Annotated in this window: 26 protein-coding genes; 12 read left to right on the top strand and 14 right to left on the bottom strand. The window is 66.5% G+C overall.

The genetic code is table 11. The features are described 5' to 3' along the window. Positions 1 to 17 precede the first annotated feature (17 nt). On the top strand, positions 18 to 164 hold the full coding sequence (locus FHS79_RS00505; protein WP_184193704.1) for a hypothetical protein: 147 nt from the start codon (positions 18 to 20) through the stop codon (positions 162 to 164). Here the strand turns inward: FHS79_RS00505 and FHS79_RS00500 are convergent. The 7 genes from FHS79_RS00500 to FHS79_RS18490 all read right to left on the bottom strand — a co-directional run bounded on the left by FHS79_RS00500 (position 161) and on the right by FHS79_RS18490 (position 5,711). Continuing rightward, on the bottom strand, positions 161 to 937 hold the full coding sequence (locus FHS79_RS00500; RefSeq protein ID WP_184193701.1) for a hypothetical protein: 777 nt from the start codon (positions 935 to 937) through the stop codon (positions 161 to 163). The two genes, FHS79_RS00505 and FHS79_RS00500, sit on opposite strands and share 4 nt — an antisense overlap. Further along, complete coding sequence (locus FHS79_RS00495; protein WP_184193698.1) at positions 927 to 1,157, bottom strand: helix-turn-helix domain-containing protein; 231 nt, start codon at positions 1,155 to 1,157, stop codon at positions 927 to 929. Before FHS79_RS00495 ends, FHS79_RS00500 begins: the two co-directional genes overlap by 11 nt. Before the next feature lie 4 nt (positions 1,158 to 1,161). Continuing rightward, a complete protein-coding gene (locus FHS79_RS00490) occupies positions 1,162 to 1,674 on the bottom strand; it encodes a DUF2975 domain-containing protein (RefSeq protein ID WP_184193695.1) in 513 nt (170 codons plus the stop codon). A gap of 133 nt (positions 1,675 to 1,807) precedes the next feature. Next, positions 1,808 to 3,460, bottom strand: coding sequence for a chaperonin GroEL (gene groL / locus FHS79_RS00485; RefSeq protein WP_184193692.1), 1,653 nt, complete (start codon positions 3,458 to 3,460; stop codon positions 1,808 to 1,810). 73 nt (positions 3,461 to 3,533) lie between these two features. Next, a complete protein-coding gene (gene groES, locus FHS79_RS00480) occupies positions 3,534 to 3,821 on the bottom strand; it encodes a co-chaperone GroES (protein ID WP_152576673.1) in 288 nt (95 codons plus the stop codon). A gap of 128 nt (positions 3,822 to 3,949) precedes the next feature. Continuing rightward, on the bottom strand, positions 3,950 to 5,332 hold the full coding sequence (locus FHS79_RS00475) for a protein adenylyltransferase SelO family protein (protein WP_207792161.1): 1,383 nt from the start codon (positions 5,330 to 5,332) through the stop codon (positions 3,950 to 3,952). 1 nt (position 5,333) lies between these two features. Continuing rightward, positions 5,334 to 5,711: a VOC family protein gene (locus FHS79_RS18490; protein WP_207792160.1), complete on the bottom strand. Its 378-nt coding sequence runs from the start codon at positions 5,709 to 5,711 to the stop codon at positions 5,334 to 5,336. A gap of 206 nt (positions 5,712 to 5,917) precedes the next feature. Here FHS79_RS18490 and FHS79_RS00470 point away from each other — a divergent pair, with 206 nt between their 5' ends. The 6 genes from FHS79_RS00470 to FHS79_RS00445 are packed head-to-tail and all read left to right on the top strand — an operon-like array spanning position 5,918 to position 11,453. Beyond that, complete coding sequence (locus FHS79_RS00470) at positions 5,918 to 7,105, top strand: aspartate aminotransferase family protein (RefSeq protein ID WP_184193686.1); 1,188 nt, start codon at positions 5,918 to 5,920, stop codon at positions 7,103 to 7,105. A 10-nt stretch (positions 7,106 to 7,115) separates the two neighbouring features. Beyond that, a complete protein-coding gene (gene argF / locus FHS79_RS00465; RefSeq protein ID WP_184193683.1) occupies positions 7,116 to 8,048 on the top strand; it encodes an ornithine carbamoyltransferase in 933 nt (310 codons plus the stop codon). Next, positions 8,048 to 8,938 carry an Hsp33 family molecular chaperone HslO gene (hslO, locus tag FHS79_RS00460; RefSeq protein WP_184193680.1) on the top strand — a complete coding sequence of 297 codons (891 nt, stop codon included), beginning with the start codon at positions 8,048 to 8,050 and terminating at the stop codon, positions 8,936 to 8,938. The genes argF and hslO overlap by 1 nt, the downstream gene beginning before the upstream one ends. Further along, positions 8,931 to 9,596: a 7-cyano-7-deazaguanine synthase QueC gene (gene queC, locus FHS79_RS00455; protein WP_184193677.1), complete on the top strand. Its 666-nt coding sequence runs from the start codon at positions 8,931 to 8,933 to the stop codon at positions 9,594 to 9,596. Before hslO ends, queC begins: the two co-directional genes overlap by 8 nt. Further along, positions 9,593 to 10,225 (top strand): 7-carboxy-7-deazaguanine synthase, encoded by a 633-nt coding sequence (queE, locus tag FHS79_RS00450; protein ID WP_184193673.1) that lies wholly within the window; start codon positions 9,593 to 9,595, stop codon positions 10,223 to 10,225. Before queC ends, queE begins: the two co-directional genes overlap by 4 nt. A gap of 43 nt (positions 10,226 to 10,268) precedes the next feature. Beyond that, the gene (locus tag FHS79_RS00445; protein ID WP_184193670.1) at positions 10,269 to 11,453 is read left to right on the top strand and encodes a hypothetical protein; all 1,185 of its coding nucleotides are present in this window, start codon (positions 10,269 to 10,271) and stop codon (positions 11,451 to 11,453) included. Here the strand turns inward: FHS79_RS00445 and FHS79_RS00440 are convergent. The 3 genes from FHS79_RS00440 to queF all read right to left on the bottom strand — a co-directional run bounded on the left by FHS79_RS00440 (position 11,450) and on the right by queF (position 14,871). After that, a complete protein-coding gene (locus tag FHS79_RS00440; protein ID WP_184193667.1) occupies positions 11,450 to 12,517 on the bottom strand; it encodes a hypothetical protein in 1,068 nt (355 codons plus the stop codon). The genes FHS79_RS00445 and FHS79_RS00440 overlap by 4 nt on opposite strands. A gap of 186 nt (positions 12,518 to 12,703) precedes the next feature. Then, positions 12,704 to 14,422, bottom strand: a complete 1,719-nt coding sequence (locus FHS79_RS00435; RefSeq protein WP_184193664.1) for a DUF885 domain-containing protein — start codon at positions 14,420 to 14,422, stop codon at positions 12,704 to 12,706. Continuing rightward, the gene (gene queF, locus FHS79_RS00430; protein ID WP_184193661.1) at positions 14,422 to 14,871 is read right to left on the bottom strand and encodes a preQ(1) synthase; all 450 of its coding nucleotides are present in this window, start codon (positions 14,869 to 14,871) and stop codon (positions 14,422 to 14,424) included. The genes FHS79_RS00435 and queF overlap by 1 nt, the downstream gene beginning before the upstream one ends. 110 nt (positions 14,872 to 14,981) lie before the next feature. Between queF and sseA the strand changes: the two genes are divergently transcribed. Genes sseA through FHS79_RS00415 form a run of 3 tightly spaced genes read left to right on the top strand, consistent with a single transcriptional unit; the run spans position 14,982 to position 18,042 of the window. Further along, entirely contained in the window at positions 14,982 to 15,833 is an 852-nt protein-coding gene (gene sseA / locus FHS79_RS00425; RefSeq protein WP_184193659.1) for a 3-mercaptopyruvate sulfurtransferase, read from the top strand. After that, entirely contained in the window at positions 15,833 to 17,038 is a 1,206-nt protein-coding gene (gene metC, locus FHS79_RS00420) for a cystathionine beta-lyase (RefSeq protein ID WP_184194065.1), read from the top strand. The genes sseA and metC overlap by 1 nt, the downstream gene beginning before the upstream one ends. Positions 17,039 to 17,061: 23 nt before the next feature. Next, positions 17,062 to 18,042 (top strand): lipoprotein N-acyltransferase Lnb domain-containing protein, encoded by a 981-nt coding sequence (locus tag FHS79_RS00415; protein WP_184193655.1) that lies wholly within the window; start codon positions 17,062 to 17,064, stop codon positions 18,040 to 18,042. 4 nt (positions 18,043 to 18,046) lie between these two features. Here the strand turns inward: FHS79_RS00415 and FHS79_RS00410 are convergent, their stop codons facing one another. Genes FHS79_RS00410 through FHS79_RS00400 form a run of 3 tightly spaced genes read right to left on the bottom strand, consistent with a single transcriptional unit; the run spans position 18,047 to position 21,910 of the window. Beyond that, on the bottom strand, positions 18,047 to 18,439 hold the full coding sequence (locus tag FHS79_RS00410) for a response regulator (protein ID WP_184193652.1): 393 nt from the start codon (positions 18,437 to 18,439) through the stop codon (positions 18,047 to 18,049). Between the two features lie 8 nt (positions 18,440 to 18,447). Beyond that, positions 18,448 to 21,180: a CheR family methyltransferase gene (locus FHS79_RS00405; protein WP_184193649.1), complete on the bottom strand. Its 2,733-nt coding sequence runs from the start codon at positions 21,178 to 21,180 to the stop codon at positions 18,448 to 18,450. Then, on the bottom strand, positions 21,077 to 21,910 hold the full coding sequence (locus FHS79_RS00400) for a chemotaxis protein CheB (RefSeq protein WP_279380400.1): 834 nt from the start codon (positions 21,908 to 21,910) through the stop codon (positions 21,077 to 21,079). The genes FHS79_RS00405 and FHS79_RS00400 overlap by 104 nt, the downstream gene beginning before the upstream one ends. Before the next feature lie 328 nt (positions 21,911 to 22,238). Between FHS79_RS00400 and FHS79_RS00395 the strand changes: the two genes are divergently transcribed. Continuing rightward, positions 22,239 to 24,050, top strand: a complete 1,812-nt coding sequence (locus FHS79_RS00395) for a YadA-like family protein (protein ID WP_184193643.1) — start codon at positions 22,239 to 22,241, stop codon at positions 24,048 to 24,050. Then, on the top strand, positions 24,044 to 24,580 hold the full coding sequence (locus tag FHS79_RS00390) for a hypothetical protein (RefSeq protein WP_184193640.1): 537 nt from the start codon (positions 24,044 to 24,046) through the stop codon (positions 24,578 to 24,580). The genes FHS79_RS00395 and FHS79_RS00390 overlap by 7 nt, the downstream gene beginning before the upstream one ends. Here FHS79_RS00390 and prfB read toward each other — a convergent pair. Then, positions 24,577 to 25,705 (bottom strand): peptide chain release factor 2 gene (gene prfB / locus FHS79_RS00385; protein ID WP_184193637.1). Its coding sequence is split into 2 segments (ribosomal slippage): positions 24,577 to 25,635 and positions 25,637 to 25,705, totalling 1,128 coding nucleotides; the frame shifts between segments, so codons are not numbered across the junction. The genes FHS79_RS00390 and prfB overlap by 4 nt on opposite strands. Between the last annotated feature and the right edge of the window lie 3 nt (positions 25,706 to 25,708).

Genomic DNA, 25,708 nt, shown 5'->3' with positions numbered 1-25,708 from the left:
CCTGCTATCAGCCGCCCATGCGCACCATCATCACCCTTCTGGCCCTCACCTTGGCCGCCTGCAACACCGACACCCCCGAAGCTCCGGCCACCGGCGACGAAGCCGCCCTCACCGCCAAGGCCAGCGCCGATGTGGACGCCGCCCGCGCCGAGGCGGGACTCTAGGCCGCTACCCCCACCGTCATCTCCGCGGCCGGCAACAGCGACTCCCCGTTCGCCGCCGCCGCCCGCCGCGCAAACACATATTCCACCGCAATCAGCAGCACGCCGAGATACCCCACCACCAGCGCATCGAGCGTCGCCATCACCCATGCCACGGCACGGCCATGGCCGATTGCGCCCAGAAACAGTGCATAATGCAACGCCATCACCGGCAGCACCGCGAGCAGCACAAAGCCAAGCCCCCAAGGCAAATGCCGCCACGCCAGCGCGATCGACCGGGTGAACCCGATCGCCGGATTGCCGAGCGGTGCCGCAATCTTCCACGGCGCCAGCATCACTTGCAGCACGAACCCAACCACCGCCACCACCGCCACCGCGATGCCGGCCGTGCGCCCATCGACCCCCAGCGCCATCAACATCGGTCGGCCATCGAGGCCGATGACCGTCCACAATGCGCCGAACGCCAGCACCCAGCCGAACAGCCGCATCGCGGCCGGCTCCAGTCGCACCGCCGCCCGCGCATCGTCATCGAATGCCAGGAAGCGCGCCACCGCATAGCCGAGCAGCGCCAGCACCAGCACCTTGCCATGGCTGATTCCCATGCGGAGCGGCGCCCCCTCCATCGCCTGCGCCTGCGCCTTGCTGTCATAGATGCCGAGGCTGATCTCGGCAGCGTGCTGCGCAAGCTCCACCGCCACCGCAGCCAGCACCACCCAGGGGCAGGCGCGCACGAAGCGCCCCGAACGGCGATAAGCCTCAAGGATCTCATTCAGCATCGGTCGTCTCCCCATCATCGGCCACATGGCGGATCAGGTCCCCCGGCTGGCAGTCGAGCGCCACGCAGATCGCTTCCAGTGTCGAAAAGCGGATCGCGCGCGCCTTGCCGGTCTTCAGGATCGATAGATTGGCGAGCGTCAGGTCCACCGCCCCTGCAAGCTCGGTCAGCGTCATCCGCCGCTCATGCAGCAGCGCATCGAGATGGATCACCAGTGGCACCGCGTCAGACCGTCATCGCCAGGTCGTCGCGCATCGCCGCGCCGTGCCGGAATACCCGCGCCAGCACGAACGCCAGCAGAACCCCCAGCCAGCCGCCGAAGGAGGGGGTCCAGGTGGAAGTCTCCACCCCCAGCCGCCCGAACCAAACGAAGAACACGCCCGACAGCAGCTGCAGCAGCTGCAGCCCGAGCAGCGCCCACCCCATCCGCACCAGCCGATCGGCATTGGCATCCACGAACGGATCGCCGGCGCGCACGGTGGCGAGCATCGCGCCCAGCGCCCGCACGAAGCGGTGCAGCAGCAGCACGCCGACCATCCCGACCAGCGCCAGCAGCCGCAAGACCCAGACCACCGTCTCGCCGTCCACTGCAGCGCCGTATTTCTCCAGCAGCCGCCCCAGCATCCGCCCTTCCAGCGGGAATGACGCAACCAGCCCGACCACCAGCGCCACCCCCACCGCAAGGTTGGCCAGTGCGAACAAGCGCAGGAACACCTCCGTCACCCGCTGAAGCTGCATCACCGAATCCTTATTGCTTATCGATATGAAGCGTATCGAAAAACAATAAGCCTGGCCAGCCCCCCAACACAGAAAAAGGGCCGCAGCTTGCGCCGCGGCCCTTCCCTTAACGTCTGGTCGAAAGTGCGGGGACTTAGAAGTCCATCCCGCCCATGCCGCCCATGCCGCCGCCGCCCATGCCGCCGCCAGCGCCGCCCTTGTCGTCGGCGGGCAGGTCGGTGATCGCAGCTTCGGTGGTGATCAGCAGCGAGGCGACCGAGGCCGCATCCTGCAGGGCCGTGCGAACGACCTTGGTCGGGTCGATCACGCCGGCTGCCACCAGATTCTCATACACATCGGTCTGCGCGTTGAAGCCGATCGTGTCGTCATTGCCTTCGAGCAGCTTGCCCGAAACCACGGCACCATCATGCCCGGCATTCGAAGCGATCTGGCGCACCGGGGCGAACAGCGCGCGGCGGATGATGTCCACACCGCGGGTCTGGTCGTCGTTGGCGCCTTTCAGCCCTTCGAGAGCCTTGGTGGCATAGAGCAGCGCGGTACCACCGCCAGGCACGATGCCTTCTTCCACGGCAGCGCGGGTCGCGTGCAGCGCATCGTCCACCCGGTCCTTGCGCTCCTTGACTTCGACTTCGGTCGAGCCGCCGACCTTGATCACCGCAACACCGCCGGCCAGCTTGGCCAGCCGCTCCTGCAGCTTCTCGCGGTCATAGTCCGAGGTGGTGATCTCGATCTGCGCACGGATCTGCTCCACGCGGCCCTTGATGCTGTCGGCTTCGCCGGCACCATCGACAATGATCGTGTTGTCCTTGTCGATCGTCACGCGCTTGGCCTGGCCGAGCATCGGCAGGGTCACGTTCTCGAGCTTGATGCCCAGGTCTTCCGAGATCATCTCGCCCTTGGTCAGCACGGCAATGTCTTCGAGCATCGCCTTGCGACGATCACCGAAGCCCGGCGCCTTGACCGCGGCAACCTTGAGCCCGCCCCGCAGCTTGTTGACGACGAGCGTGGCCAGAGCCTCGCCCTCGACGTCTTCGGCGATGATGAGCAGCGGACGGCCCGACTGCACCACGGCTTCGAGCACCGGCAGAAGGGCCTGCAGGTTCGACAGCTTCTTCTCGTGGATCAGGATGTACGGCGACTCGAGTTCGACCGACATCTTCTCGGGGTTGGTGATGAAATAAGGGCTCAGATAGCCACGGTCGAACTGCATGCCTTCGACGACATCGAGTTCGGAATCCATGCCCTTGGCTTCCTCGACGGTGATCACGCCTTCCTTGCCGACCTTGTCCATCGCCTTGGCGATCATCTCGCCGATCTCGCTCTCGCCATTCGCCGAGATCGTGCCGACCTGGGCGATTTCGCTCGACCCGGCGACGGGCTTGGAGCGCGCCTTCAAATCAGCGACAACCTTGCCGACAGCCAGATCGATGCCGCGCTTGAGGTCCATCGGGTTCATGCCGGCGGCAACCGACTTCATGCCTTCGCGCACGATGGCCTGGGCCAGCACGGTGGCGGTGGTGGTGCCATCGCCGGCAATGTCGTTGGTCTTGGAAGCGACTTCACGCACCATCTGCGCGCCGAGGTTCTCGAACTTGTCCTTGAGCTCAATTTCCTTGGCGACGGTCACGCCGTCCTTGGTGATGCGCGGAGCACCGAACGACTTCTCGATGACGACGTTGCGGCCCTTGGGACCGAGGGTGACCTTGACTGCATCGGCGAGAATATCGACGCCGCGCAGGATGCGCTCACGCGCGTCACGGCCGAACTTCACATCTTTGGATGCCATGTTGATTTCCTTCAGTTGAATTATTGGCGACTATTTCAGGCTATTCGGCCCAGGATCCCCGGGCCCCTTGGCGTCAGCCAAGAATCCCCAGAATGTCGCTTTCCTTCATGATGATGAGGTCTTCGCCACCGACCTTGACTTCGGTGCCCGACCATTTGCCGAACAGGATCTTGTCCCCGGCCTTCACTTCGAGCGGATGCACGGTGCCATCGTCACCACGCGCACCGGTGCCGACCGACACCACTTCGCCTTCCTGCGGCTTTTCCTTGGCCGTATCGGGAATGATGATCCCGCCGGCAGTCTTCTCTTCGGCTTCGACGCGGCGCACGAGCACCCGGTCATGGAGCGGACGAAATGTCATGGATAAAACCCCTGATCATGTGAAATTGGGCGCGTTGGCACTCACCTGATGCGAGTGCTAACGACGAGGTTGCATATGTGCCTGAGCCCCGGAGACGTCAACCCCGCGGGGCGAATTTCACAGAGATGTCATGTCCCGCAAAAGGTGCGGGTGATCGCCTGTTCGGGGCTCGCCGGCATCCGAAAACCTGCATTTTCAGGCTTTTCCGCATAAGGCAAAGCAAGCGCGTCCAGCAGGGCCCGCATCGGTTCGAGGTCGCCGCCCTCGCCGGCGCGCAGGGCTGCATCGACGAGGTGATTGCGCGGAATGACCGCCGGTGCGGTACGCCGGATCAAATCCACCGACTCCGGTCCGGTCCGCGCTCGCCACCGCGCCGCCCAGGGCGCATCGACGTCAGCATCTGCCGCCAGCCCGTCGGCAAGGGCACGAAAGAAGTTGGTGTGGTCCTGCGCCGATGTCTCCAGCCAGTCGAGCACCTCGGCCACAAGCGCCGCATCGCCGTCATCGGCCCCCGTCAGCCCCAGCTTGCCGCGCATCGCCGCCAGCCAATGCCCTTCGAACACCGCCGGAAAGCCTTCCAGCACCGCCTTCAGGTCGTCGATTGCCACGCCGGGCAGCGCCAGCAGCGTCTCGGCGAAACGCGTCAGGTTCCACAGCGCGATGCTCGGCTGCGCGCCAAAGGCATAACGTCCGCCATGGTCGATCGAGCTGAACACGATATCGCGTCCATAGGCCTCGAGGAACGCGCACGGCCCATAATCGATCGTCTCGCCCGACAGCGCCATATTGTCGGTGTTCATCACCCCGTGCACGAACCCCACACGCATCCATTCGGCAATCAACCAGGCTTGCCGCGCCACCACCTCGCGCACCAGCCCCACATAATCGCCCGCAGCCAGCGCCGGGAAATGCCGCGCCATGATATGGTCCGCCAATGCCACAAGCACCGCCGGGTCCTCCTGCGCCGCTGCAAACTGGAACGTCCCCACCCGGACATGGCTCGCCGCGACCCGCACGAGAATGCCGCCCGGGCCGATATCCTCGCGCAGCACCGCCTCACCGGTGCCCACCACCGCAAGGCTCAATGTCGTCGGAACCCCAAGCGCGCGCATCGCCTCGCTGATCACATATTCGCGCAGCATCGGCCCGAGGGCCGCGCGCCCGTCGCCCGACCGCGAATAGCGTGTCCGCCCCGAGCCCTTGAGCGCCATATCGAAGCGCACCCCGTCTGGCGCGATCTGCTCGCCGAGCAGCACCTGCCGGCCATCGCCGAGCATGTTGGGATGCCCGAACTGATGCCCGGCATAGGCCTGGGCAATCGGCTCGGAGCCCGGCGGCAGCGCATTGCCCGCCAGCACATCGACCGCCACCTCGCCGAGCCCGAGCCGCGCCGCCACCGCGTCATTCCACAACAGCAGTGTCGGTGCCTTCACCGGAACCGGCGCCCGCTCCTCGAACAGCACCGGCGGCAACCGCCGATAGCTGTTCTCCAGGCGCCAGCCCGAATTCACATCACATCCGATGCATTGTGCAAATCTTGTTCCCCGATGGATCACGCAGATAGGCGAGATACAGCTTCCCCATCGCACCTGCGCGCACGCCCGGCGGATCTTCGCAAGCGGTGCCACCGGCAGCGAGGCCCGCCGCATGCCAGGAATCGCACGCTTCGGGCGAATCGGCCGCAAAGCCAATGGTACCACCATTGGCAGCACAGGCCGGGTTGCCGTCGATCGGCCTGGACACGGCAAACACGCCGGTCTTGGTCATCCAGAACACCCGGCCCTTGTCGTCCTCGCGTCCTGCCGGCAGCCCGAGTGCCCCCAGCGCGGCATCGTAAAAGGCCTTTGTGGCCGCAAGGTCGTTGGCGCCGATCATCACATGACTGAACATGGTTTCATCCCCTTCGTTGCACTGGCCCGCTGATGCCGCAGCCACCGGAAGCTGTCGACCCGCATTTGCGAGAGGCACATGCCTCCCCTGCTCTTCCCGCATGGTTGAAGCCTGCCGTCGCCAAGTCTATAAGGAGCCCACGGGCGGTCAGCACAGGCCGCCCGTTTGCATTGCGGGTGGAGCCCCGCCGTCCGGAGCCTGATCAGATGACCATCACCGCCCTCATGCCCGTCTATGGCCGCTGCGATGTCGAGCCAGTGCGCGGTGAAGGCTGTTATCTCTATGATGCCCAAGGCCGCGAGTGGCTCGATTTCGCCAGTGGCATCGCCGTCAACCTGCTCGGCCACAGCCATCCGCATCTCGTCGGCGCCATCCAGAAGCAGGCCGCGACGCTGATGCACACCTCCAACCTCTACAAGGTGCCCGCCCAGGCTGCCCTTGCCGAGCGCCTCGTCGGCCTCACCTTCGCCGACACGGTGTTCTTCACCAACTCGGGCGCCGAAGCGATCGAATGCGCGGTCAAGACCTGCCGCAGCTTCCACTATGCCCACGGCAACCCGGAAAAGTTCCGCATCCTCACCTTCTCCAACGCCTTCCACGGCCGCACGCTGGCGACCATCTCCGCCACCAACCAGGAGAAGATGCGGAAAGGCTTCGAGCCCCTGCCCGACTGGTTCCATGTGCTGCCCTTCAACGATCTGGACGCCGTGGCCGCTGCCATCGACTCCAGCATCGGTGGCATCCTCGTCGAGCCCATCCAGGGCGAAGGCGGCATCCGCCCCGCCACGCCCGAGTTCCTCACCGGCCTGCGCAAGCTCTGCGACGAGCACGGCATCCTGCTCATCCTCGACGAGGTCCAGTGCGGCGTCGCCCGCACCGGCACCCTTTTCGCGCACGAGCAATATGGCATCACCCCCGACATCATGGCCATCGCCAAGGGCATCGGCGGCGGCTTCCCCGTAGGCGCGTGTCTTGCCACCGAACATGCCGCCGCCGGCATGGTCATCGGCACCCATGGCAGCACCTATGGCGGCAACCCCCTCGCCATGGCTGCCTGTCAGGCTGTGCTCGATATCGTCACCGAGCCGGCGTTTCTTGCCCAGGTGCGCGAGAGCAGCACGCGCTTCGTCGCTGCCCTCGAGCAGATGATCCCCAATCACGACACGATCTTCGAGAGCGTGCGCGGCATGGGGCTGATGCTCGGCCTCAAGCTCAAGACCGACAGCCGCGCCTTTGTCGCCCATGCCCGCAGCCATGGCATCCTTGCGGTCGCCGCCGGGGACAATGTGGTGCGGCTGCTGCCGCCGCTGATCATCGAGGAGCATCACATCCGCGAAGCCGTCGACAAGCTGTCGGCGGCCGCTGCGGCCTATGTTCCCGCTGCCGCCGCCTGAAAGACTGCACATGCGCCATTTTCTCGATCTCGCCACCCCAACGGCGGCGGGCCTCCGGGCCATTCTCGATGAAGCCCATGCCCGCAAAGCGGCCCGCGCCGGCTGGCCGCGCGGCAAGCACGATGCCGATGCCCCGCTCGCCGGCCACACGCTGGCGCTGATCTTCGAAAAGCCGAGCACCCGCACCCGCTTCAGCTTCGCCCAGGCGATGCGGCAATTGGGCGGGGACACCATCACCGTGTCCGCCGGCGAAATGCAGCTCGGCCGCGGCGAGCCGGTCGACGATACCGCGCGCGTTCTCAGCCGCATGGTCGACGCCATAGTGCTGCGCGCCAACAGCCACGCGACCTTGGAAACGCTCGCAAATGCCGCCAGCGTTCCCGTCCTCAACGGCCTCACCGACATCAGCCACCCCTGCCAGGTCCTTGCCGACATCCTCACCTTCGAGGAGCATGCCGGCCGCAAGGTTGCCGGCAGCACCTGGGCCTGGCTCGGCGATGGCAACAACATGGCCAATTCGCTCATCGAGGCCGCCAGCGTCCTCGGTTTCGATTGCCGCGTCGGCGTGCCGCACGGCTATGATCCCGATGCCGCCGTCGTCGCCACCGCCTGCGCCCGCGGCGGCCGCATCGGCCTCTATCGCTCCGCCGCCGCTGCCGTCGAGGATGCCGATGTCGTCGTCACCGACACCTGGGTGAGCATGGGCCAGCCCGACAGCAAGTCGAAGCTCGCCGCGATGCAGCCCTTCCAGGTCGATGCCGCGCTCATGGCCAAGGCAGCCCCGGGCGCCATCTTCCTCCACTGCCTCCCCGCCCACCGTGGCGAGGAAGTGACAGCCGATGTCATCGACGGCCCCACCAGCCTGGTATGGGAAGAGGCCGAGAACCGCCTCCACGTGCAAAAGGCCATCCTGCTCTGGTGCTTCGGCAAGCTGGACGCCTGATGGTGCTCGAAGGCCTCGCCCCGGCGCATGACGCCAACCTCGGCTTTTCGGTGCCGGCGCGCGACGTGCGCGGCCGGCTGGTGCGGCTCGATACCAGCCTCACCGCCATCCTCGCCGCCCATGCCTATCCCCCCCCGCTCGCCGCGACGCTGGCCGAAGCGCTCGTCACCACCGCGCTCGTCGGCGCAACGCTGCGCGACACGATCGGCGGCCTCACGCTGCAGGCACAAGCGAAAGGCCCGCTCGACCTGCTGGTCTGCGATTGGAACGCCGGCGCGCTGCGCGGATACCTCAAGGGCGATCCCGCCACCCCCGCCGGCCCGCTCGAAGCCATGTTCGGTGAAGGCCATCTGGCAGTCACCCTCGACCAGACCGACACCAACGAGCGCTATCAGGGCATCGTGCCGCTGGAAGGCAGCGGCATCGCCGCCGCGATCGAGCAATATTTCCGCGCCTCCGAGCAGATCCCTACGCTCATCCGCACCGGCCTCATCGGCACGCCGGAAACCGGCTACAGCGCCGGCGGCATCCTGCTGCAATATCTGCCGCGCGGCGAGGACGGCCAGTCGCGCCGCTTCGCCGAGGATGACGGCGCCCCCGAGCCCGAAGACTGGCAGCACATGCGCACGCTGGCCAGCAGCATCACGGAAGCTGAGCTCGCCGATCCCGAACTCACCCCGGAAGCCCTGCTCTGGCGGCTGTTCCATGAGGAGGAAGTGCGGCTCTTCCCCGGCGCCGCCCCCTCGCGCGGCTGCCGCTGCTCGCCGGCGCACATCGCCGAAGTGCTGGGCCGCTTCCCCGAAGCCGAGCGCGCCGACATGCGCGGCGAAGACGGCATGATCGGCGTCGATTGCCAGTTCTGCTCCAAAGTCTGGCGCATCGATGCCTGATCTCGCCGTCGTCCTCCTCTCGGGCGGCCTCGATTCGACCACCGCTGCCGCGATGATGAAAGCCAAGGGTTATCGCCTGCTGGCGCTCACCATCGACTACAACCAGCGCCACCGCATCGAGCTGGCACACGCCGCCCGCGTCGCGGCAGCCCTCGGCGTCGAGCGCCACATCACCCTGCCGCTCGATCTGCGCGGCTTCGGCGGCAGCGCCCTCACCGCCGACATCGATGTGCCCAAGGGCGGTGTAGAGCCCGGCATCCCGGTCACCTATGTCCCGGCGCGCAACACCATCTTCCTCTCGGTAGCCCTCGGCTGGGCGGAAGCCGCCGATGCCCGCGATCTCGTCATCGGCGTCAACGCGCTCGATTACAGCGGTTATCCCGATTGCCGGCCGGAGTTCATCCATAGCTTTGAAGCCATGGCCAACACCGCCACCAAGGCCGGCGACGAAGGCCAGAAGTTCACCGTCCACACCCCGCTCGCCCATATGAGCAAGGCCGACATCGTCCACGCCGCCGCCAAGGTGAACGCCCCGCTGGATCTCACCTGGTCCTGCTACGATCCCACACCCCAGGGCCGCCCCTGCGGCGCCTGCGACAGCTGCCGCCTCCGCGCCAAGGGCTTCACCGAAGCCGGCATAGCCGACCCCGCCCTATGACCTACGCGGTGAAGGAGCTGTTCCTTACCCTGCAGGGCGAGGGCGCGCAGACCGGCCGCCGCGCCGTCTTCCTGCGCTTCGCCGGCTGCAACCTCTGGACCGGCCGCGAAGCCGACCGCGCCACCGCCGTCTGCACCTTCTGCGACACCGATTTCGTCGGCACCGACGGCCCCGGGGGCGGCAAGTTCGCCGATGCCGTCACCCTCGCCGATGCCGCCGCGCAGATGTGGGGCACCCCCCGCGCCCACCGCCTCATCGTCTGCACCGGCGGCGAGCCGCTCCTCCAGCTCGACGCACCGCTGATCGACGCGCTCCACGCCCGCGGCTTCGAGATCGCCATCGAAACCAACGGCACCCAGCCAGCACCGCCAGGCATCGACTGGATCTGCGTCAGCCCCAAGGCCGATGCCCCGCTCGCCCTCACCGCCGGCAACGAGCTCAAGCTCGTCTTCCCCCAGCCCAAGGCGATGCCCGATCGCTTCGACCTCCTCGCCTTCGAGCATTTCTTCCTGCAACCGATGGACGGCCCCGCCCAAGCCGAAAACACCCAGGCCGCCATCAGCTACTGCCTCGAAAACCCGCGCTGGCGGCTGAGCCTGCAAACCCACAAACTCACCGGCCTGCCATAAATCCTTGCAGACAAGCTGCCCGCCCGCGCCCACGGTAGCGGCCATGAAGATCCTGCTCCTCAGCCTCGCCCTCGCCACCCCCGCACTTGCCGCCCCCGCGCGCCAGACCGAGGCCGATGGCTATACCCGCTACGAGCTGCTCGACCCCGCCTCCCACAAGTTCCGCATCCTCTACGATGTCACCGCCACGACGCCGGGTGCGACCGCCTATTACAACCCCATCCGCCCCGGCAGTGCCGCCACCGACGAGCGCGTTGCCGATCGCGCCACCGGCAAGCCGCTGCCTTTTCGCGAAGTCGATGGCGCCACCGCCCAGGCCGGCGGCGTCCTGAACGCGCGTCCCGATGGCCGCTACATCGAAGTCAGCCTCGCCCGTCCGGTCCCCCCCGGCGGAGGTGCCCGCGTCTTCATCGACAAGACCTATGAAGATGCCCCCTCCTATTACGAAAAGGATGGCACGCTGTTCTTCGATCGCCCGCTCGGCATCGCGCGCAACGCCGTGGTGCTGCCCCCGGGCTATGAGCTCATCGGCTCCAACGTCCCCGCCCAGATCCTCCAGCAGCCCGATGGCCGGGTGATGATCTCCTTCTGGAACAGCTCGGGTGCGGCCGCCCCGCTCCGCCTGCAAGCCCGCAAGGCGCGCTTCGCCGTCTCCCCCCAGGCCGGCAAACTCCCCGAACGCGCGCTGCAAACACGCAATATCGTCTATTATCTCGAAGCCCCCGAAACCGGCCGCTTCAACCTCACCCACGACTATACCGAAAGCCGCCCCGGCACCGCCACCTACGTCAACATCGTCCGCACCGGCAGCACGGTATCAGACCCCTCGGCGCAGGACCTCGACACCGGTGCACCCATCCCCCACGAAATCCTGCGCGGCGCTGCCCTCAAAGCCACCGCCCCCGAGCTGAAAGACGTGACCGAGACCACCGAGGCCGTCGTCTTCCGCTTCACGCCCGTCGGTGCTGGCGAAACCCGCCGCATCCGCATCACCGAAACCTATACCGACACCGCGCGCTACAAGCTCAGCGCCGGCGAGCTCGATTGGCACCGCAGCTTCGGCCGCGCCGCCAACGCCGTGGTGCTGCCGCAGGGCTGGGCGCTCACCAACAGCAGCATCCCCGCCACCGTGTCGCGCACCGCCGATGGCCGCACCCGTCTCGATTTCATCAACCCCCGGCCGGACGAAATCGACGTCCGCATCACGGCGAGCCGCACTGCGCCCTAGCGCAACGTCAGGTCGACGATTTCCACGCGCGGCTGGCCGTTGCGGGCTTCAATTCTTGATCCCTTCACCGGCCCGTAAAAGGCAATGAACGTGTGCCGCTCGACCCGGTAATCGCCGTCCACGCCGTCGTCGGCTGCCGTCGCCGGCAATGGCGTATACACACGCCCCTCGACCTGCTCGACCGATCGATCGAGCCAATCGCCTGGGCCATTGCGCCGAAGCACCGTCACGTCATCGACCTTGCCATCGGGCAGCACCCGGAACCCGACATCGGCCCAGCGATCGTTGACATTATTGACTTGCGGCACCGAGACACTGCCCAGCTCGTTGCGCACCATCGGCGTCTTGCCTGCAACAAACGGCGGCGACCAGACCAGCACCTGCCGGGGCGGCAAGTTCGTCTCGTCATCGAGCAACCGCGACACATCGGGTGCCGTATTACTCCGCGCCGAAAGCTGCGCAATCAGCAGTTTGGCCGACACCCGCACCCCGGCCGTATACTCATCGCCCTCCCGTCGCGCCAAGGCCTTCAGCCGCCGCACCGACCAGTCCTTCCGCCCGAACCCCAGATACGGCACCAGCGCCTTCCGCAATGATGCAATTGCGGCGATGTTCTGAAAGTCGGCCGCCATGGCGCGCTCTTCCACCATCGCCAGAGTGCGCTCGGCGAGCTGCCGATTGCCCATCTTCAGGCTCATTTCCGCCACTTCCAACTCAGCCAGCAGCAGCTCGGCCTCGTCGCGCTGCGCACCTTCTTTCAGCGTTTGCACGATGCGGTGGGTGTCCATCCGGTAGCGATCGCCATAGCCCAGATGCGCTGAAATCCGCCCGGATGCGCGGTAGAGCTGCGAAACCAGCACCGGCTCCTGCGCCGCCGCCCCGCGGTTGCGGCCGATCGCCTTGGCCAGCACGCGCCGCGCATCGCGATAGTCCCCCGCCACGAACAGCCCTTCGGCATAGGCCAGCGACTTGCCGATGTCCTCGACCGTGGCACACCTCGCCACCACACAGCCATCATGCTCGCTCTTGAGCGTTTCGATCGGGATGCCGGTGACGACAATCACCGGCTCATCCCGCCTTGACTGGTCCGCTGTCTGTGCCAGCACTGGCGCCGACAATGTTAATGAAACAAAGGCCGCAGAAACCCTCATCAACATCACAAGCAACTCCGCATCAAATCCAGATGCCGAGGATGCCAGAAAGTCACCGAAACACAAGATCGGCCGCAAGCTGCGACACCATGCTGCGAACTATTGTACGCTGGTCTTGCCCTTCTCCGCCGCAATCCACGCCCGCATCTCGCTTTCCATCACCGGCAGCGGCACACTCCCCATATTCAGCAGCGCATCATGGAACGGCCGCTGGTCGAACTTCGACCCCAATGCCGCTTCCGCTTCCGCCCGCAGCGCCCGGATGCGCAGCTCGCCCAGCTTGTAGGCCAGCGCCTGCCCCGGCCAGCTGATGTAGCGGTCGACCTCATTCTCCACATCGAGCCGCGCAAGTGCGGTGTGCGACGCCAGATACTCGATCGCCTGTTCGCGGCTCCAGCCCTTGGAATGCATGCCGGTGTCGATCACCAGCCGCACCGCGCGCCACATCTCGAACGTCTCGCGGCCGAATTCCTCATACGGCGTCTCGTACATGCCGAGCTTCGTCCCCAGCCACTCGGTGTAAAGCCCCCAGCCCTCGCCATAGCCCGAGAAATAGCTCTCGCGCCGGAACGCCGGCCGGTCGGGTGCCTCCAGCGCCATCGCCGCCTGGTGGCTGTGCCCCGGCGCGCACTCGTGCAGCACCAGCGCCGTCAGATTGTAGAGCGGCCGCGATTTCAGGTCATAGGTGTTGAACTGGCACGCCGCGAGGCCACCGCGCCCCGACGTATAGATCGGCGCAATCGCATCGGGCACCGGCACGATCGTGAACCGGAACCGCGGCAGCGTCGTGAACACGTCCTTCAGCTTGCCGTCCATTCGCTTCGCGGCATAGGCGGCATGGCCCAGCAACTCGCGTGGGCTTCGCGCATAGAATTGCGGATCGGTGCGCAAGAACTGCAGAAACTCGGGGAAACTCCCCTTGAACCCCGTCTGCGCAATCGTCGCCTTCATGTCGGCATCGATCCGCGCCACCTCCGTCAGCCCGATCGCATGGATCTCGTCGGCGGTCAGGTCGAGCGTCGTATACTCCCTGATCTGATCCTCATAGAACGCCGCCCCATCGGGCAGCGCACTCGCCGCAATGCTCGTCCGCGCCGCCGGCATATATTCGGTCCGCATGAACCCCAGCAGCCTGGCAAACGCAGGCGCCGCCACGCCATCGACGAGCCGCTGCGCCTCGGCGCGCAGCTTCGCCTGTTCCTCGGCCGGAATCGAATCCGGCATCCGCGCAAACGGCTCCATCAGCGGGTTTTCCGCCCCGCTCACCACAAAAGGCTCGATCGTCTTGTCGCGTCCGGTCAGCGATACACGCGGCACCGTATAGCCGCGCTTCATCCCGGCACGCATGTTGGCGATATTCTCGTCGAAGAACCGCCCCACATCGCCGAGCCGCCCGAGATAGCGCCGGTAATCTTCCACGCCATCGAGCGCCGAATATGGCTTCACCCGCCCCCAGAAGAACGAATCGCTGTTGAGCGGCGCCTCATAGGTCCGCCAGCCGATGTTCGCCACATCCGCCCGAATGAGCTCGCTCAGCACCGCCTTGTTCAGCCGCTCCTCGCGAGACAGCCCCTCGGTCGGCACCGCGTCCAGCGCTTTCAGCACGCCCTGCCAATGTACCTTGCGGCGGTCCCAGTCCGCCGGCGTCTGCCCGGCAAACTTCGGCCCCGGCTTGCTGCGCAGCCCATCCTGCACCTGGCCGAACTCGGCGCCGCGCCACGCCCATTCCGCCTCATAGATCGCCTTCAGCTGCGCATCAGCACCTTGCGCCTGCACCGCCGCCGGCATGAGCAGCAGAGCTGCCAGAAAAGTCCGCATCAACCCCTCCCCCGATAACCCGAAACACCCTGGTCGGGCAGCCACAGCCCGTCCGGCACCGGCCCCGATTGCCAGAACACATCGATCGGAATGCCGCCGCGCGGATACCAATAGCCGCCGATGCGCAGCCACTTCGGTGACATCTCGGCCACCAGCCGCGCACCGATCCCCACCGTCACATCCTCATGAAAGCCGGCATGGTTGCGAAACGATCCGAGCCAGAGCTTGAGCGACTTGGATTCGACGATCCGCTCGCCCGGCACATAATCGATCACCAGATGCGCAAAGTCCGGCGCGCCCGTTACCGGGCACAGCGAGGTGAATTCGGGCACTGCAAAACGCACCAGATAATCGAGCCCCGGTCGCGGATTGACCGGGAAATCGAGCACCGCAGCGTCGGGCGAAGCGGGCAGACTCGATGCCTTTCCCAGATGCAAAGTGTCGGTCATGCAAAAATCCTTGGGGTACAGCGGAATTGTCATGGTGACATGCCGACACGACGCACTTATGTCACCCCTCCAAAGCATCGCGCGGACGGTAAGCTCGGGGAGTAGTGACAATGAACCTTCTGGTCAGCACCGATTGGCTCGCAGCCGAGCTCGGCAAAACCGATCTGCGCATCATCGACGCGAGCATGTTCCTGGCGCCGCATGGCCGCAACGCCCGCGCCGAGTTCGAAGCCGCACACATTCCGGGTGCGGTGTTCTTCGATATCGACGAAGTGTCCGACACCAGCTCCCCGCTGCCGCACATGCTCCCCACGGCCGAAAAATTCGCCAGCCGCATGCAGGCGCTCGGCCTCGGCGATGGCAGCCGCATCATCGTCTACGACAATTCGCCGCTGCGTTCCGCCGCCCGCGTCTGGTGGATGCTCAGCCTGTTCGGCGCGCACGAAGTCGCCATCCTCGATGGCGGCTTTCAGAAGTGGCAGGCCGAGGGCCGCGCCACCGAAAGCGGCAAGCCAGTCGTCCGCCACCGCCACTTCACCGTCTGGGCCGACAAGAGCCTGGTGCGCGACATGAAGGCGATGATCGACAATCTCCGCACCAAGGGCGAACAGGTCGTCGATGCCCGCTCGGAGGGCCGCTTCCTCGGCACCGAGCCCGAGCCCCGCGCCGATCTGCGCAGCGGCCACATCCCCGGCTCGAAGTCGCTCCCCTTCGACCGGCTGTTCACGCCTGAAGGCACCTACAAGTCCCTGCCGGAGATCAAGGCCGCCTTCGACGAAGCCGGAATCGACCTTGAAAAACCCATCGTCGGCACCTGCGGCTCGGGCGTGACCTCGGCCACCCTTGCCTTCGCCGCAGCAATGCTCGGCCACCCCGCCATGGCGATCTACGACGGCAGCTGGTCCGAATGGGGCGCCTCGCCCAACACGCCGGTGGTCACCGGTTCGGCCAGCGGCGGCTGATGCCGCGCCGCCAGCCCCCGGCCGATCTGTCGGCGCTCGGGCTCGGCACCCGCCTCGCCACCGCCGGCCGCGAACCGCGCGCCACCGCGCGCTTCGTCAATCCGCCGGTGGCGCGCGCCTCCACCATCCTTTTCCCCACCCTCGCTGCCCTCGATGCCGCCATCAGGGCCCCCGATTCAGGCCTTTATTACGGTCGCCGCGGCACGCCAGGCATCTGGGCGCTCGAAGACGCCCTCACCTCGCTCGAGCCCGGCGCCGCCGGCACAAAACTCTACCCCTCGGGCGTCGCCGCCATCAGCACCGCCCTCCTCGCCGTCCTCAAGGCCGGCGACGAACTCCTCGTCACCGACAGCGCCTATGAGCCCACCCGACTTTTTGCCGACCAACTGCTCAAGCCACTCGGCATCACCACCCGCTATTTCGACCCGCGCACTTGCCACATCACCTCGGACTTCACGCCAGAAACCCGCGCCATCCTGCTGGAAAGCCCCGGCTCGCTCACCTTCGAGGTGCACGATTTGCCCGCTATCACTGCCACCGCAAAGGCGCGCGGCATCACCACCATCCTCGACAACACCTGGGCGACCCCGCTCCGGCTGCAGCCGCTGGCGCTGGGCGTCGACATCAGCATCCAGGCGCTCACCAAATATGTCGGCGGCCATTCGGACGTGATGATGGGCTCCGCAACCGCCACCGCAGCACTGTGGCCCCGCCTCTGCCGCGCCCACTACCGCCTCGGCATGAACGTCTCCCCCGATGATGCCGCGCTTGCACTGCGCGGCCTCCGCACGCTCGGCCTGCGCCTCGATCGCCACGAAGCCAGCGCCCTCGCCGTCGCCCGCTGGCTCGAAGCCCATCCCGCCGTCCACAGCGTGCTCCACCCGGCCCTGCCCTCGCACCCCGATCACGCCCTCTTCACCCGCGATTTCAGCGGCGCCACCGGCCTGTTCGCCTTCGTGCTGAAGCGCGGCACCCGCGCCGATCTCGCGACCTTCCTCGATGGCCTCCACCACTTCGGCATGGGCTTCTCCTGGGGCGGCTATGAATCGCTCGCCCTCCCCGTCGATCTCGCAGGCTGCCGCAGCTCCACCCGCACCGCCTTCCCAGGCCCCCTCGTCCGCCTCAGCATCGGCCTCGAAGACGCAGCCGATCTCATCGCCGATCTCGAAGCCGGCCTCACCCGCTATCAGGCCCAATTCGCCTGACGCGCTTCGTCCTGCTCGGGCTGGTGTCGCTGCTGCTGCTCCCCGCCAGCCTCTGGGCCAGCGGCGCGCTCTGGTATCGCCTCCCCGCCCCCACCCCGCTGCGCATCGCCGCCGTGGCGCTGTTCCTCATCGCCACCATCATCGCGGCCCGCTGGCTCTGGCTCCCCGGCAATCGTCGTGGCCTGCTGCTCATCGCCACGCTCTGGCTCGGCATCGGCCTGTGGTGGGCCACGCTGCGCCCGAGCCACGACCGCGACTGGCAGCCCGACATGGCGCACATCGCCACCGCACAGATCGATGGCGACATCCTCACCGTCCAGAACGTCCGCAACTTCGTCTGGCGCTCGGAAACCGATTTCGACCAGCGCTGGGAGACCCGCCGCTACAATCTCGCCGCCCTCACCAGCACCGATCTTTTCCTCAGCCACTGGTCGGGCGAGTCGGTCGCCCACGCCATCATCAGCTTCAACTTCACCGATTCCCTGCCCCTCGCCTTCTCGATCGAGATCCGCAAGCAGCGCGGCGAGAGCTACTCGCCCTATGCCGGCTTCTTCAAGCAGTATGAACTCGCGGTCATCGCCGCCGACGAGCGCGACATCGTCAAGGTTCGCGCCACCGTGCGCGGGGAGGATGTGCGACTCTTCCGGCTGGACATGCAGCAGGCCACCACCCGCGCGCTGCTGGGCGAATATGTCGCCGTGGCCAACACGCTCGCCGCCAACCCGCGCTGGTACCACACGCTCACCACCAACTGCACCACGGTCATCTATGCGATGGCGCACCGGCTCGATCGGCGCATCGCGCTCGATTGGCGCATCCTGCTCCCCGGCAAGCTGCCGTCATATCTCCGCGAGCGCGAGTTCGTCAGCCGCAGCGTGCCGCTGGAAACGCTGGTGGCGCGCAGCCATATCGGCCCCGTCGCTGCCGGCCCTCACCCGGATCCCGGCTTTTCGCGCCGCATCCGCAACAACCGTGTCGAACCCGCACGCGGGATCGAACTGTAACCCTTCAGCGTTCAGCCGAGCGCCCCTCGACCAGTGCCTGCCGCATCCCTGAAAGCAGCGCCGCCTCGTTCCACGGCTTGGCGATCAGCGGCGCCCCTACCATCGTGGGATCATCCGAGATTCCGCTCACATAGCCCGTCATCACGACAAATGGGATCTGCCGGCGCGTCAGCTCCACAGCCACCTCCGATGTCCGCTCGCCATGCAGGTTGCGATCCAGGATCACGAGCGCCGGCCCGTCGGCTTCAACGCGCTTCAGCGCCTCGCTCACCGTCGATGCTGTCGCCAGCACGTCGCAGCCTTCCTCCGTAAGCAGGTCCTCCACTGCCATGGCGACCAGCAGCTCATCCTCAACGACAAGCACGCGGCACCCGTGCAACTCCGGATAAACTGACATCACACGTCCTAGCCAACTGAAAAGCAGAGGTTCATGGTACAACCCTCCGGCTCGAACTTCAGTTCCGCCTCTCCCCCCATTTCAAAGCGGCTGGCGCGCTCGATAAGCCTTGTGCCAAACCCCCGCGATGCTGGCGGAGACACCACAGGGCCACCGCGCTCCTCCCACACGAACACGATTTCGTGCATCAGATCGGTCTTCATCACTTCCCAACGCACCGAAAGCCGCCCTTCCGGCGTCGAGAGCGCCCCATATTTGGCGGCATTCGTCGAAAGCTCGTGCAAGATCAGCGAAAGTCCCAACCCCTGCTTCGGCGTGAGATCGACCTGCTGCCCCTTGATCGAAATCGCATCGGCCCCGGCCGTCGCATAAACATCGAGCGCCGTCTCGACGAGCTTCTTGATGTCGGCCGAGTTCCACTGCGTCGCCAGCAGCAGGTCATGCGCCCGCGCCAGCGCATGCAGCCGGCCGATGAACGTCGTGCGAAACTGCTCGACCGATGTCATGTTGCGGCTGGTCTGGCTGGCGAGCGCCTGTACCACCGCCAGCGTGTTCTTCACCCGATGGCTCAGTTCGAGCGTCAGCATCTGGCGCTCGGTTTCGGCGCGGCGCCGCTCGGTGATCTCCTGGAAAAGAACCCCCACCTGCCGCTCGCCTGGCTCGCCGAACGGAAAGGCATGAACTTCGAAATAGCGGCCCAGCGCCGCCGCCGGTCCCTCCAGCTGTTCCGGAACCTGCGTCTCCGCAACCCGCGCATAATTCTCGAACCACTGGTCTTCATGCGTCGGAGCAATCTCGCGCATCGTCCGCCCCACGGCATCGGCAATGCCGGTCTGCTCGGCAAAGGCGCGGTTGACCGCAAGGAACCGATAGTCGACCGCCTTGCCGGCATCGTCCATCATCATCTCGATGACGCAGAACCCCTGGTCGATGGCATCGAAAAGCAGCCGATACTTGGCCTCGCTCTCAAGCTCGCGCGACTGCGCATTCCGCAGGCTGCCGATGTCGATGAACGTGACCACCGCCCCGTCGATCCGGTCCTCGACCGTGCGATAGGGGCGCACCCGCATCATCAGCCAGCGGCCGTCAACGCTTTCGATCTCGGCCTCGAGCGGCGTCAGGTCATCCAGCACCCGGCGCACATCGGCATCGATCGCGCGATTGCGCAGCCGGTTGGTGAAGTCGGTCAGTGGCCGTCCGATGTCACTGTCGGTCACATTGAACAGATCGGCAATCGGCGGCGTGAACATGCGGATGCCGAGCTGTCGATCAAGAAACAGCGTGCCGATCTCGGTAGCCGCTGTCAGGTTGCGCAGGTCGTCATGCGCGGTCGAAATGCTCTGCAGTTTCTTCTTCAGCTCGGCGTTCACCGTGTGCAGCTCTTCGTTCATCGATTGGAGCTCTTCCTTGGAGGTCTCGAGTTCCTCCGCGGTCGATCGATACTCCTCGTTGATCGATTGCAGCTCCTCATTCGCCGCGCGCAATTCCTGCATTGCCAACTCGTGCTCGGCGCGGCTGACCGCCAGGGCTTCCTTCGCACTTCTGAGTTCGGACCGCATTCGCCCGAAGCCGACACCGGCTTCATCCGCGTCCCCCGCGTCCCCCTCGTCCTGCTCCGGCCCGCCGTCCAGAAACAGCACCAGCGCATGGGTCGCAGGGCCTTCCTCCGAGGGCACCGGGCTGACATTCAACGCAATGCGGCGCAGCATGCCATCGACTCTGGCCGAAACGCCGATCGTGAGTGTCGGCAGCTTGCGCACGGTGGCACGCTCGATCGCATGGCCAAGGTCGAGCCGCAGTTCGGGTAGCACCACTGAAGAAAGCCGGCCGCTGAACACCCCCCCGGAATGAAGGATAAAACGTCCCGCACCGGGCGACAGGTGCAGGATGCGGTGCGCATCATCGACCAGCACGCTCGGCGGGGCCGCCTGTTCCAGCGCTGCCTCGTGAAGCACGACGGGGCTGGCATCGCGCCCCGCCGGACCGGGCGCTGCATCACTTGCCCGCAGTTCCTGCCGCCCGGCGCTGGCGCCGTCGGCAATGATCGGCAGGGTGCGCGGCGCTTGCGCGCGTGATTGATAGAGCCGTGCTTCCCTGTGCATCGGCGTGAAAAGCTGCTGCTCCGCATCCGCAGTCTCCGCAGAACCGAGAAACAGATACCGCTGCTGCCGCAAGCCATAATAGAACAGCGAGCACAGCTTCTCCTGCAGCGGCCGCTCGACATAAATCAGAAGATTGCGGCAGCTTATGAGGTCCAGCCGCAAGAAGGGCGGATCACGCAACACGCTGTGTGCGGCGAACAGCACCATGTCGCGGATCTCCTTGCGAATGCGATAGCCCTCGCCTTCCTGCACGAAAAAACGCTGGAGCCGCTCGTCGGACACATCCACTTCGATGGTGCCCGGATAATAGCCGCGCCGCGCCACCGCCAGCGCATCATCATCGAGATCGGTCGCGAAAATCTGGATCGGCACCCGCACCTTGCGCCGCGTCGCCTCCTCGGCAAAAAGCATGGCGATGCTGTAGGCCTCCTCGCCCGTCGCACATCCCGCCACCCAGGCCCTTATCCCCTCCTCCGACACATCATCGAAAAGCGGCGCGATCACTTCAAGCGCAAGCGTCTCGAAGGCTTCTGGATCACGAAAGAACTGCGTCACCGAAATCAGCATGTCGCTCAGCAGCGCACCGGCCTCCTCCGGGGCTTCCTGCACAAGCCGCGCATAGTCCGGCAGCGTCCTCACCTGCCGCACCTGCATTCGCCGCAGCACCCCGAGATACGGTGGCGCGCTTGTACCCCGAAAAATCATGCCCCGTGCGTGCCCGCAAGATTCCCACGATCCGCCGCAGGTCATTGGCATTGCCGGCCGCATCGAGCGACCGCACCGCGTCCTTGCTTCTCGCAATATCGGCCACCAGATCGGCCAATCGCTCGATGGGTGCAATGAAATCGGCAAGCCCCGTGGCAATGGCGCTTTGCGGCATCGACGGGAATTCGGCTTCCTCCGGATCCTGCACCAGAATCACGCCGCCGCCTTCCTTGATCGCCGCCACACCGGCCGCGCCGTCCGAGCCGGCCCCGGTCAGCACCAGCGCCAGCCCGTCACCCCGTCCTTCGGCAATCGACCGGAACAGCATGTCGATCGGCGCCCTGCGCCCGCGTGGCTGGCTGAAGGCGCGCGCATGCACCTTGTTCCCCTCGATCACCAGTTCGCGATCGGGCGGGATCACATACACGCAATTCGCCTTCAGCACCGGCGTGTCGGTCACCTGATGAACCGCCATGCGCGTCGCTGCCGCCAATATCTCGCGCATCTGGCTCGGATGATCGGGAGAAAGATGCAGGATGACCACATAGGCGAGGCCAAGATCGTCAGGCAATGCGCGCAGCAGCTCCCGCAATGCCTTCACGCCGCCCGCCGACGCCCCGATGCCACAAATGGGAACATGTGTCGCTTTGCCGGTTCGCGGCATCTCTGGCCTCCCTCGCGACACGCGCCCGAATATTCGACTCACGCCTCCCGAGGTCAACACGCTTTCCCCGGAAAAGTGCCACGGCCGTTAGCGCAACTGTCCGATTCTCGACAGGAAATCCATGAAGACGAAAAAATAAAGCACGCTGCAGCCGCATCCGGGCGCGATGCAAAACGTAGTTCGAAGTTGTCCGCAGACTGGAATCAACCAGTTGGCAGGCCAGGGGGATGCATGTCAGTCGCACGGCCAGGGTTCTGCCGGTGCGCCGGCTTCACCCCGTTCAAGTGATCGGCAGCACCTCCCGAACAGTATCAGGGAGTATCCAAGCATGACGATCACCACCTTGCCGATCCGCGTTCAGCTCGCGGTCGCTGCCAGCGCCGCCGCCCTCGCCTTCGCCGCCCCGGCCGTTGCCGGGCCCACTGCCCCCTGTGTCGATGGTGCCAGCACCAACAGCACCGAATGCGGGACCAATTCCACCACCGCGGCCGCCGGCGCCACCGCCATCGGCAATGGCGCGATTGCGTCGGGCGTCGATGCCGTCGCCCTCGGCTCGGATGATGCCGGCGTCGCCCCAGCGACCGCTTCCGCCGCCTCCACCGTCGCCATTGGCGGGGAGAGCATCGCTTCCACCCCCGGCGCCACCGCCCTTGGCTGGCAGGCCCGCGCCACCGGCGCCATGGCCACCGCCGTCGGCCACCAGACCACCGCCTCGGGCGCCCAGAGCTTTGCCGGCGCTGAAGATGCCATCGCCTCGGGCAGCAATGCCGTCGCCATCGGCAACCTCGCCGTCGCCAGCGGCGGTGATGCCATCGCCATCGGTGGCAACCGTGATGGCGCCGCCGGCCGTGCCACCGTCGCATCGGGCGCATCCACCGTCGCCGTCGGTGGCCAGGCGCTCGCCACCGCCACTGCCGCAACCGCCTATGGCTGGCGCTCGGAAGCCACCGGCGAGCGCGCCACCGCCCTCGGCCATCTCGCCGTCGCCTCCGCCGTCCGCTCGGTCGCCGTGGGTGAAGGCGCCAACACCACCTCCACCAATGCCGCCTCGCTCGGCGAGTCGGTCGCGGTCGGCAATCTCGCCATCGCGTCGGACGAAGATGCCGTCGCCATCGGCGACAAGGCCACCGCCAGCGGCTTCCATGCGACCGCAGTGGGCGGTGAATCGGTCGCCTCGGGCCGCGGTGCCCAGGCCTTTGGCTGGCAGGCGCAGGCCACCGGCGGGCTTTCCCTCGCCGCCGGCCACCAGGCTGTCGCCGGCGGCACCAACGCCACCGCCGTCGGCAAGAACGCCAACGCCCCCGCGCTGTCCTCGGTTGCCCTCGGCTTCGGCGCCACCACCGCTTCGGCCAACGCTGCCTCGCTTGGCACCTCGGTGGCCATCGGCAGCCTCGCCGTCGCGTCGGACGAAGATTCGGTCGCCATCGGTGACCAGGCCCTCGCCAGCGGCTTCCATGCCACGGCGGTCGGCGGTGAATCGGTCGCTTCGGGCCGCGGTGCCCAGGCCTTTGGCTGGCAGGCGCGCGCCACCGGCGGCCTTTCGCTCGCCGTCGGCCATCAGGCCGTCGCTGCCGGCGCCAATGCGAACGCACTGGGCAAGAACGCAAATGCCGCGTTCGACGGCTCGACGGCGGTGGGCTTCGGCGCCACCACCAACCGCGCCAACCAGGTCAAGCTCGGCGGCACCGGCAGCTCGGTGACGGTGGGCGATCTTGCCGCCTCCACCCTCGCCCAGTCGGGCTCGGTCAATGTCGTCACCGCCGATGGCTCGGGCACCTTGGGGGCCGGCCCCAGCGTCGCCAGCCTCGCCACCGCGGCGTCGGTGGGCATGCTCAACGGCCAGGTCAACACAATCAATGGCCAGGTCGGGCAGCTGTTCAGCCTCAACGACATCAACCGTGCCGATATCCGCAAGGCCAATGAAGGCGTCGCCATGGCGCTCGCCATGGAATCGCCCAGCCTGCCAACGGGGGCCAACATCGCCATTTCCGGCGGCGTGGGCTATTACCAGAACCGCACGGCCGCCACGACCGCCGTCAGCTTCCGGATCGGGGACATGTCCTCGCTCTCGGCTGGCGTCGGTGTCGGCCTCAACACCGGCGAAGTCGGTGCGCGGGGAGGTTTCCAGGTCGCATGGTAAGCAATTCACGTTCGTTTCGCGCACTGCCGGGGCTCATCGCCCCGGCAGTTGCCGTTCTGCTGGCGCTCAGTCCCGCTGCAACACTGGCTCAGGCTGCAGCGCCCCCGCCCGCCTCGGCCCAGCCGGTGCCCGGCGAGCTCGATCTCTCCAAACTCATCTGGACCACGCTGGCCGCAGTCGATCACGCCAACCAGTCCGGCAATTATTCGGTGCTGCGCGATCTCTCGGCCCCATCCTTCCAGGCCGCCAACGATGCCGCGCGCCTCACCCAGATCTTCGCCGGCCTGCGCAGCAGCGGCACCGATCTCTCCAACGCCTTGCTGCTCGGCCCCACATGGACGGCAGCCCCCGCCATCGTGCCGGGCGGCCTGCTGCGCCTCCAGGGCTTCTTCGGCCTGCGCCCCACCGCCATCGCCTTCGATCTCAGCTACCAATGGGTCGGCGGCCGCTGGCGGCTCTACGGCGTCGGCATCAGCCCCCGCCCCATCGCCGCCGTCCAGCCCGAAGCCCCGGCACCCCGGCGGCGTTAATCGACGTCCGAAACGTCGACCTTCTCGCCGGTCACCTTCTGCGAAAGGGCCGCGGCCATGAAGGCATCGAGCTCGCCATCGAGCACATCGCCGGGCGCCGTCGACGTCACCCCGGTCCGCAGGTCCTTCACCAGCTGATAGGGCTGGAGCACATAGCTGCGGATCTGGTGGCCCCAGCCGATGTCGCTCTTGCCCGCTTCCACATCGGCAATCGCTGCTTCGCGGATCGCCAGCTCGCGCTCGTACAGCCGCGCCTTGAGCATCTTCATCGCGGTCGCCTTGTTCTTGTGCTGCGACCGCTCGTTCTGGCACGCCACGATCACGCCCGTCGGCACATGGGTTATCCGCACGGCAGAATCGGTCGTGTTGATGTGCTGGCCGCCGGCCCCCGACGCGCGGTAGGTGTCGATCTTCAGATCGCTTTCCTTCACATCGATCTCGATGTCGTCGTCGATCTGCGGATACACCCACACGCTGGCAAAGCTCGTGTGCCGCCGCGCCGCCGAGTCATAGGGGCTGATCCGCACCAGCCGGTGCACGCCGCTCTCGGTCTTCGCCCAGCCATAGGCCTGCGCACCCTTGATGAGCATCGTGGCGTTCTTGATTCCGGCCTGCTCGCCATCGTTGAAGTCGATCAGCTCCACCTTGTAGCCGCGCGCCTCCGCCCAGCGCTGGTACATGCGCTGCAGCATCTGCGCCCAGTCCTGGCTCTCGGTGCCGCCAGCACCCGAGTTGATCTCGATATAGGTGTCGTTGTTGTCGGCCTCGCCGCTCAGAAGGGCGGCCACCTTGTCGCGCTCGGCCTTCTCCGCAAGCACCTTCAGCACCGCGGTGCCCTCGGCCGCCATCTCCTCGTCGCCCTCGGCCTCGGCCATCTCGATCAGCTCGGACGTCTCCGAAAGCTCGCGCTCGATCGACCGCGTCGCCGAAACCGCCTCATCGAGCCGCCGCCGCTCGAGCATCACCGCCTGTGCCGCCTTGGGGCTGTCCCAAAGCTTGGGGTCCTCGACCCGCGCGTTCAGTTCATCGAGCCGCCGCAGCGCACGATCCCAGTCAAAGAAACCTCCTCAGCAGGTCGAGCGCCTGCTTGATCTGGAGGGCATGGGCTTCCGCCTCGGCACGCATCAC

The organism is Polymorphobacter multimanifer (genome assembly GCF_014205635.1).
Lineage (GTDB): Bacteria > Pseudomonadota > Alphaproteobacteria > Sphingomonadales > Sphingomonadaceae > Sandarakinorhabdus > Sandarakinorhabdus multimanifer.
Note: the sequence above shows the minus strand (reverse complement) of the source record. Positions and strands in the feature narration are given on the sequence as shown.

Excerpts from the sequence above, each read along its gene's own strand:
- FHS79_RS00500 (WP_184193701.1), bottom strand. The coding sequence starts at position 937 with ATGCTGAATGAGATCCTTGAGGCTTATCGCCGTTCGGGGCGCTTCGTG.
- argF (WP_184193683.1), top strand. The coding sequence starts at position 7,116 with ATGCGCCATTTTCTCGATCTCGCCACCCCAACGGCGGCGGGCCTCCGG.
- metC (WP_184194065.1), top strand. The coding sequence starts at position 15,833 with ATGCCGCGCCGCCAGCCCCCGGCCGATCTGTCGGCGCTCGGGCTCGGC.
- queC (WP_184193677.1), top strand. The coding sequence starts at position 8,931 with ATGCCTGATCTCGCCGTCGTCCTCCTCTCGGGCGGCCTCGATTCGACC.
- FHS79_RS00400 (WP_279380400.1), bottom strand. The coding sequence starts at position 21,910 with ATGCCGCGAACCGGCAAAGCGACACATGTTCCCATTTGTGGCATCGGG.
- groL (WP_184193692.1), bottom strand. The coding sequence starts at position 3,460 with ATGGCATCCAAAGATGTGAAGTTCGGCCGTGACGCGCGTGAGCGCATC.
- FHS79_RS00435 (WP_184193664.1), bottom strand. The coding sequence starts at position 14,422 with ATGCGGACTTTTCTGGCAGCTCTGCTGCTCATGCCGGCGGCGGTGCAG.
- queF (WP_184193661.1), bottom strand. The coding sequence starts at position 14,871 with ATGACCGACACTTTGCATCTGGGAAAGGCATCGAGTCTGCCCGCTTCG.
- FHS79_RS00395 (WP_184193643.1), top strand. The coding sequence starts at position 22,239 with ATGACGATCACCACCTTGCCGATCCGCGTTCAGCTCGCGGTCGCTGCC.
- groES (WP_152576673.1), bottom strand. The coding sequence starts at position 3,821 with ATGACATTTCGTCCGCTCCATGACCGGGTGCTCGTGCGCCGCGTCGAA.
- hslO (WP_184193680.1), top strand. The coding sequence starts at position 8,048 with ATGGTGCTCGAAGGCCTCGCCCCGGCGCATGACGCCAACCTCGGCTTT.
- FHS79_RS18490 (WP_207792160.1), bottom strand. The coding sequence starts at position 5,711 with ATGTTCAGTCATGTGATGATCGGCGCCAACGACCTTGCGGCCACAAAG.
- FHS79_RS00445 (WP_184193670.1), top strand. The coding sequence starts at position 10,269 with ATGAAGATCCTGCTCCTCAGCCTCGCCCTCGCCACCCCCGCACTTGCC.
- FHS79_RS00410 (WP_184193652.1), bottom strand. The coding sequence starts at position 18,439 with ATGTCAGTTTATCCGGAGTTGCACGGGTGCCGCGTGCTTGTCGTTGAG.
- FHS79_RS00490 (WP_184193695.1), bottom strand. The coding sequence starts at position 1,674 with ATGCAGCTTCAGCGGGTGACGGAGGTGTTCCTGCGCTTGTTCGCACTG.
- FHS79_RS00505 (WP_184193704.1), top strand. The coding sequence starts at position 18 with ATGCGCACCATCATCACCCTTCTGGCCCTCACCTTGGCCGCCTGCAAC.
- FHS79_RS00470 (WP_184193686.1), top strand. The coding sequence starts at position 5,918 with ATGACCATCACCGCCCTCATGCCCGTCTATGGCCGCTGCGATGTCGAG.
- queE (WP_184193673.1), top strand. The coding sequence starts at position 9,593 with ATGACCTACGCGGTGAAGGAGCTGTTCCTTACCCTGCAGGGCGAGGGC.
- sseA (WP_184193659.1), top strand. The coding sequence starts at position 14,982 with ATGAACCTTCTGGTCAGCACCGATTGGCTCGCAGCCGAGCTCGGCAAA.
- FHS79_RS00390 (WP_184193640.1), top strand. The coding sequence starts at position 24,044 with ATGGTAAGCAATTCACGTTCGTTTCGCGCACTGCCGGGGCTCATCGCC.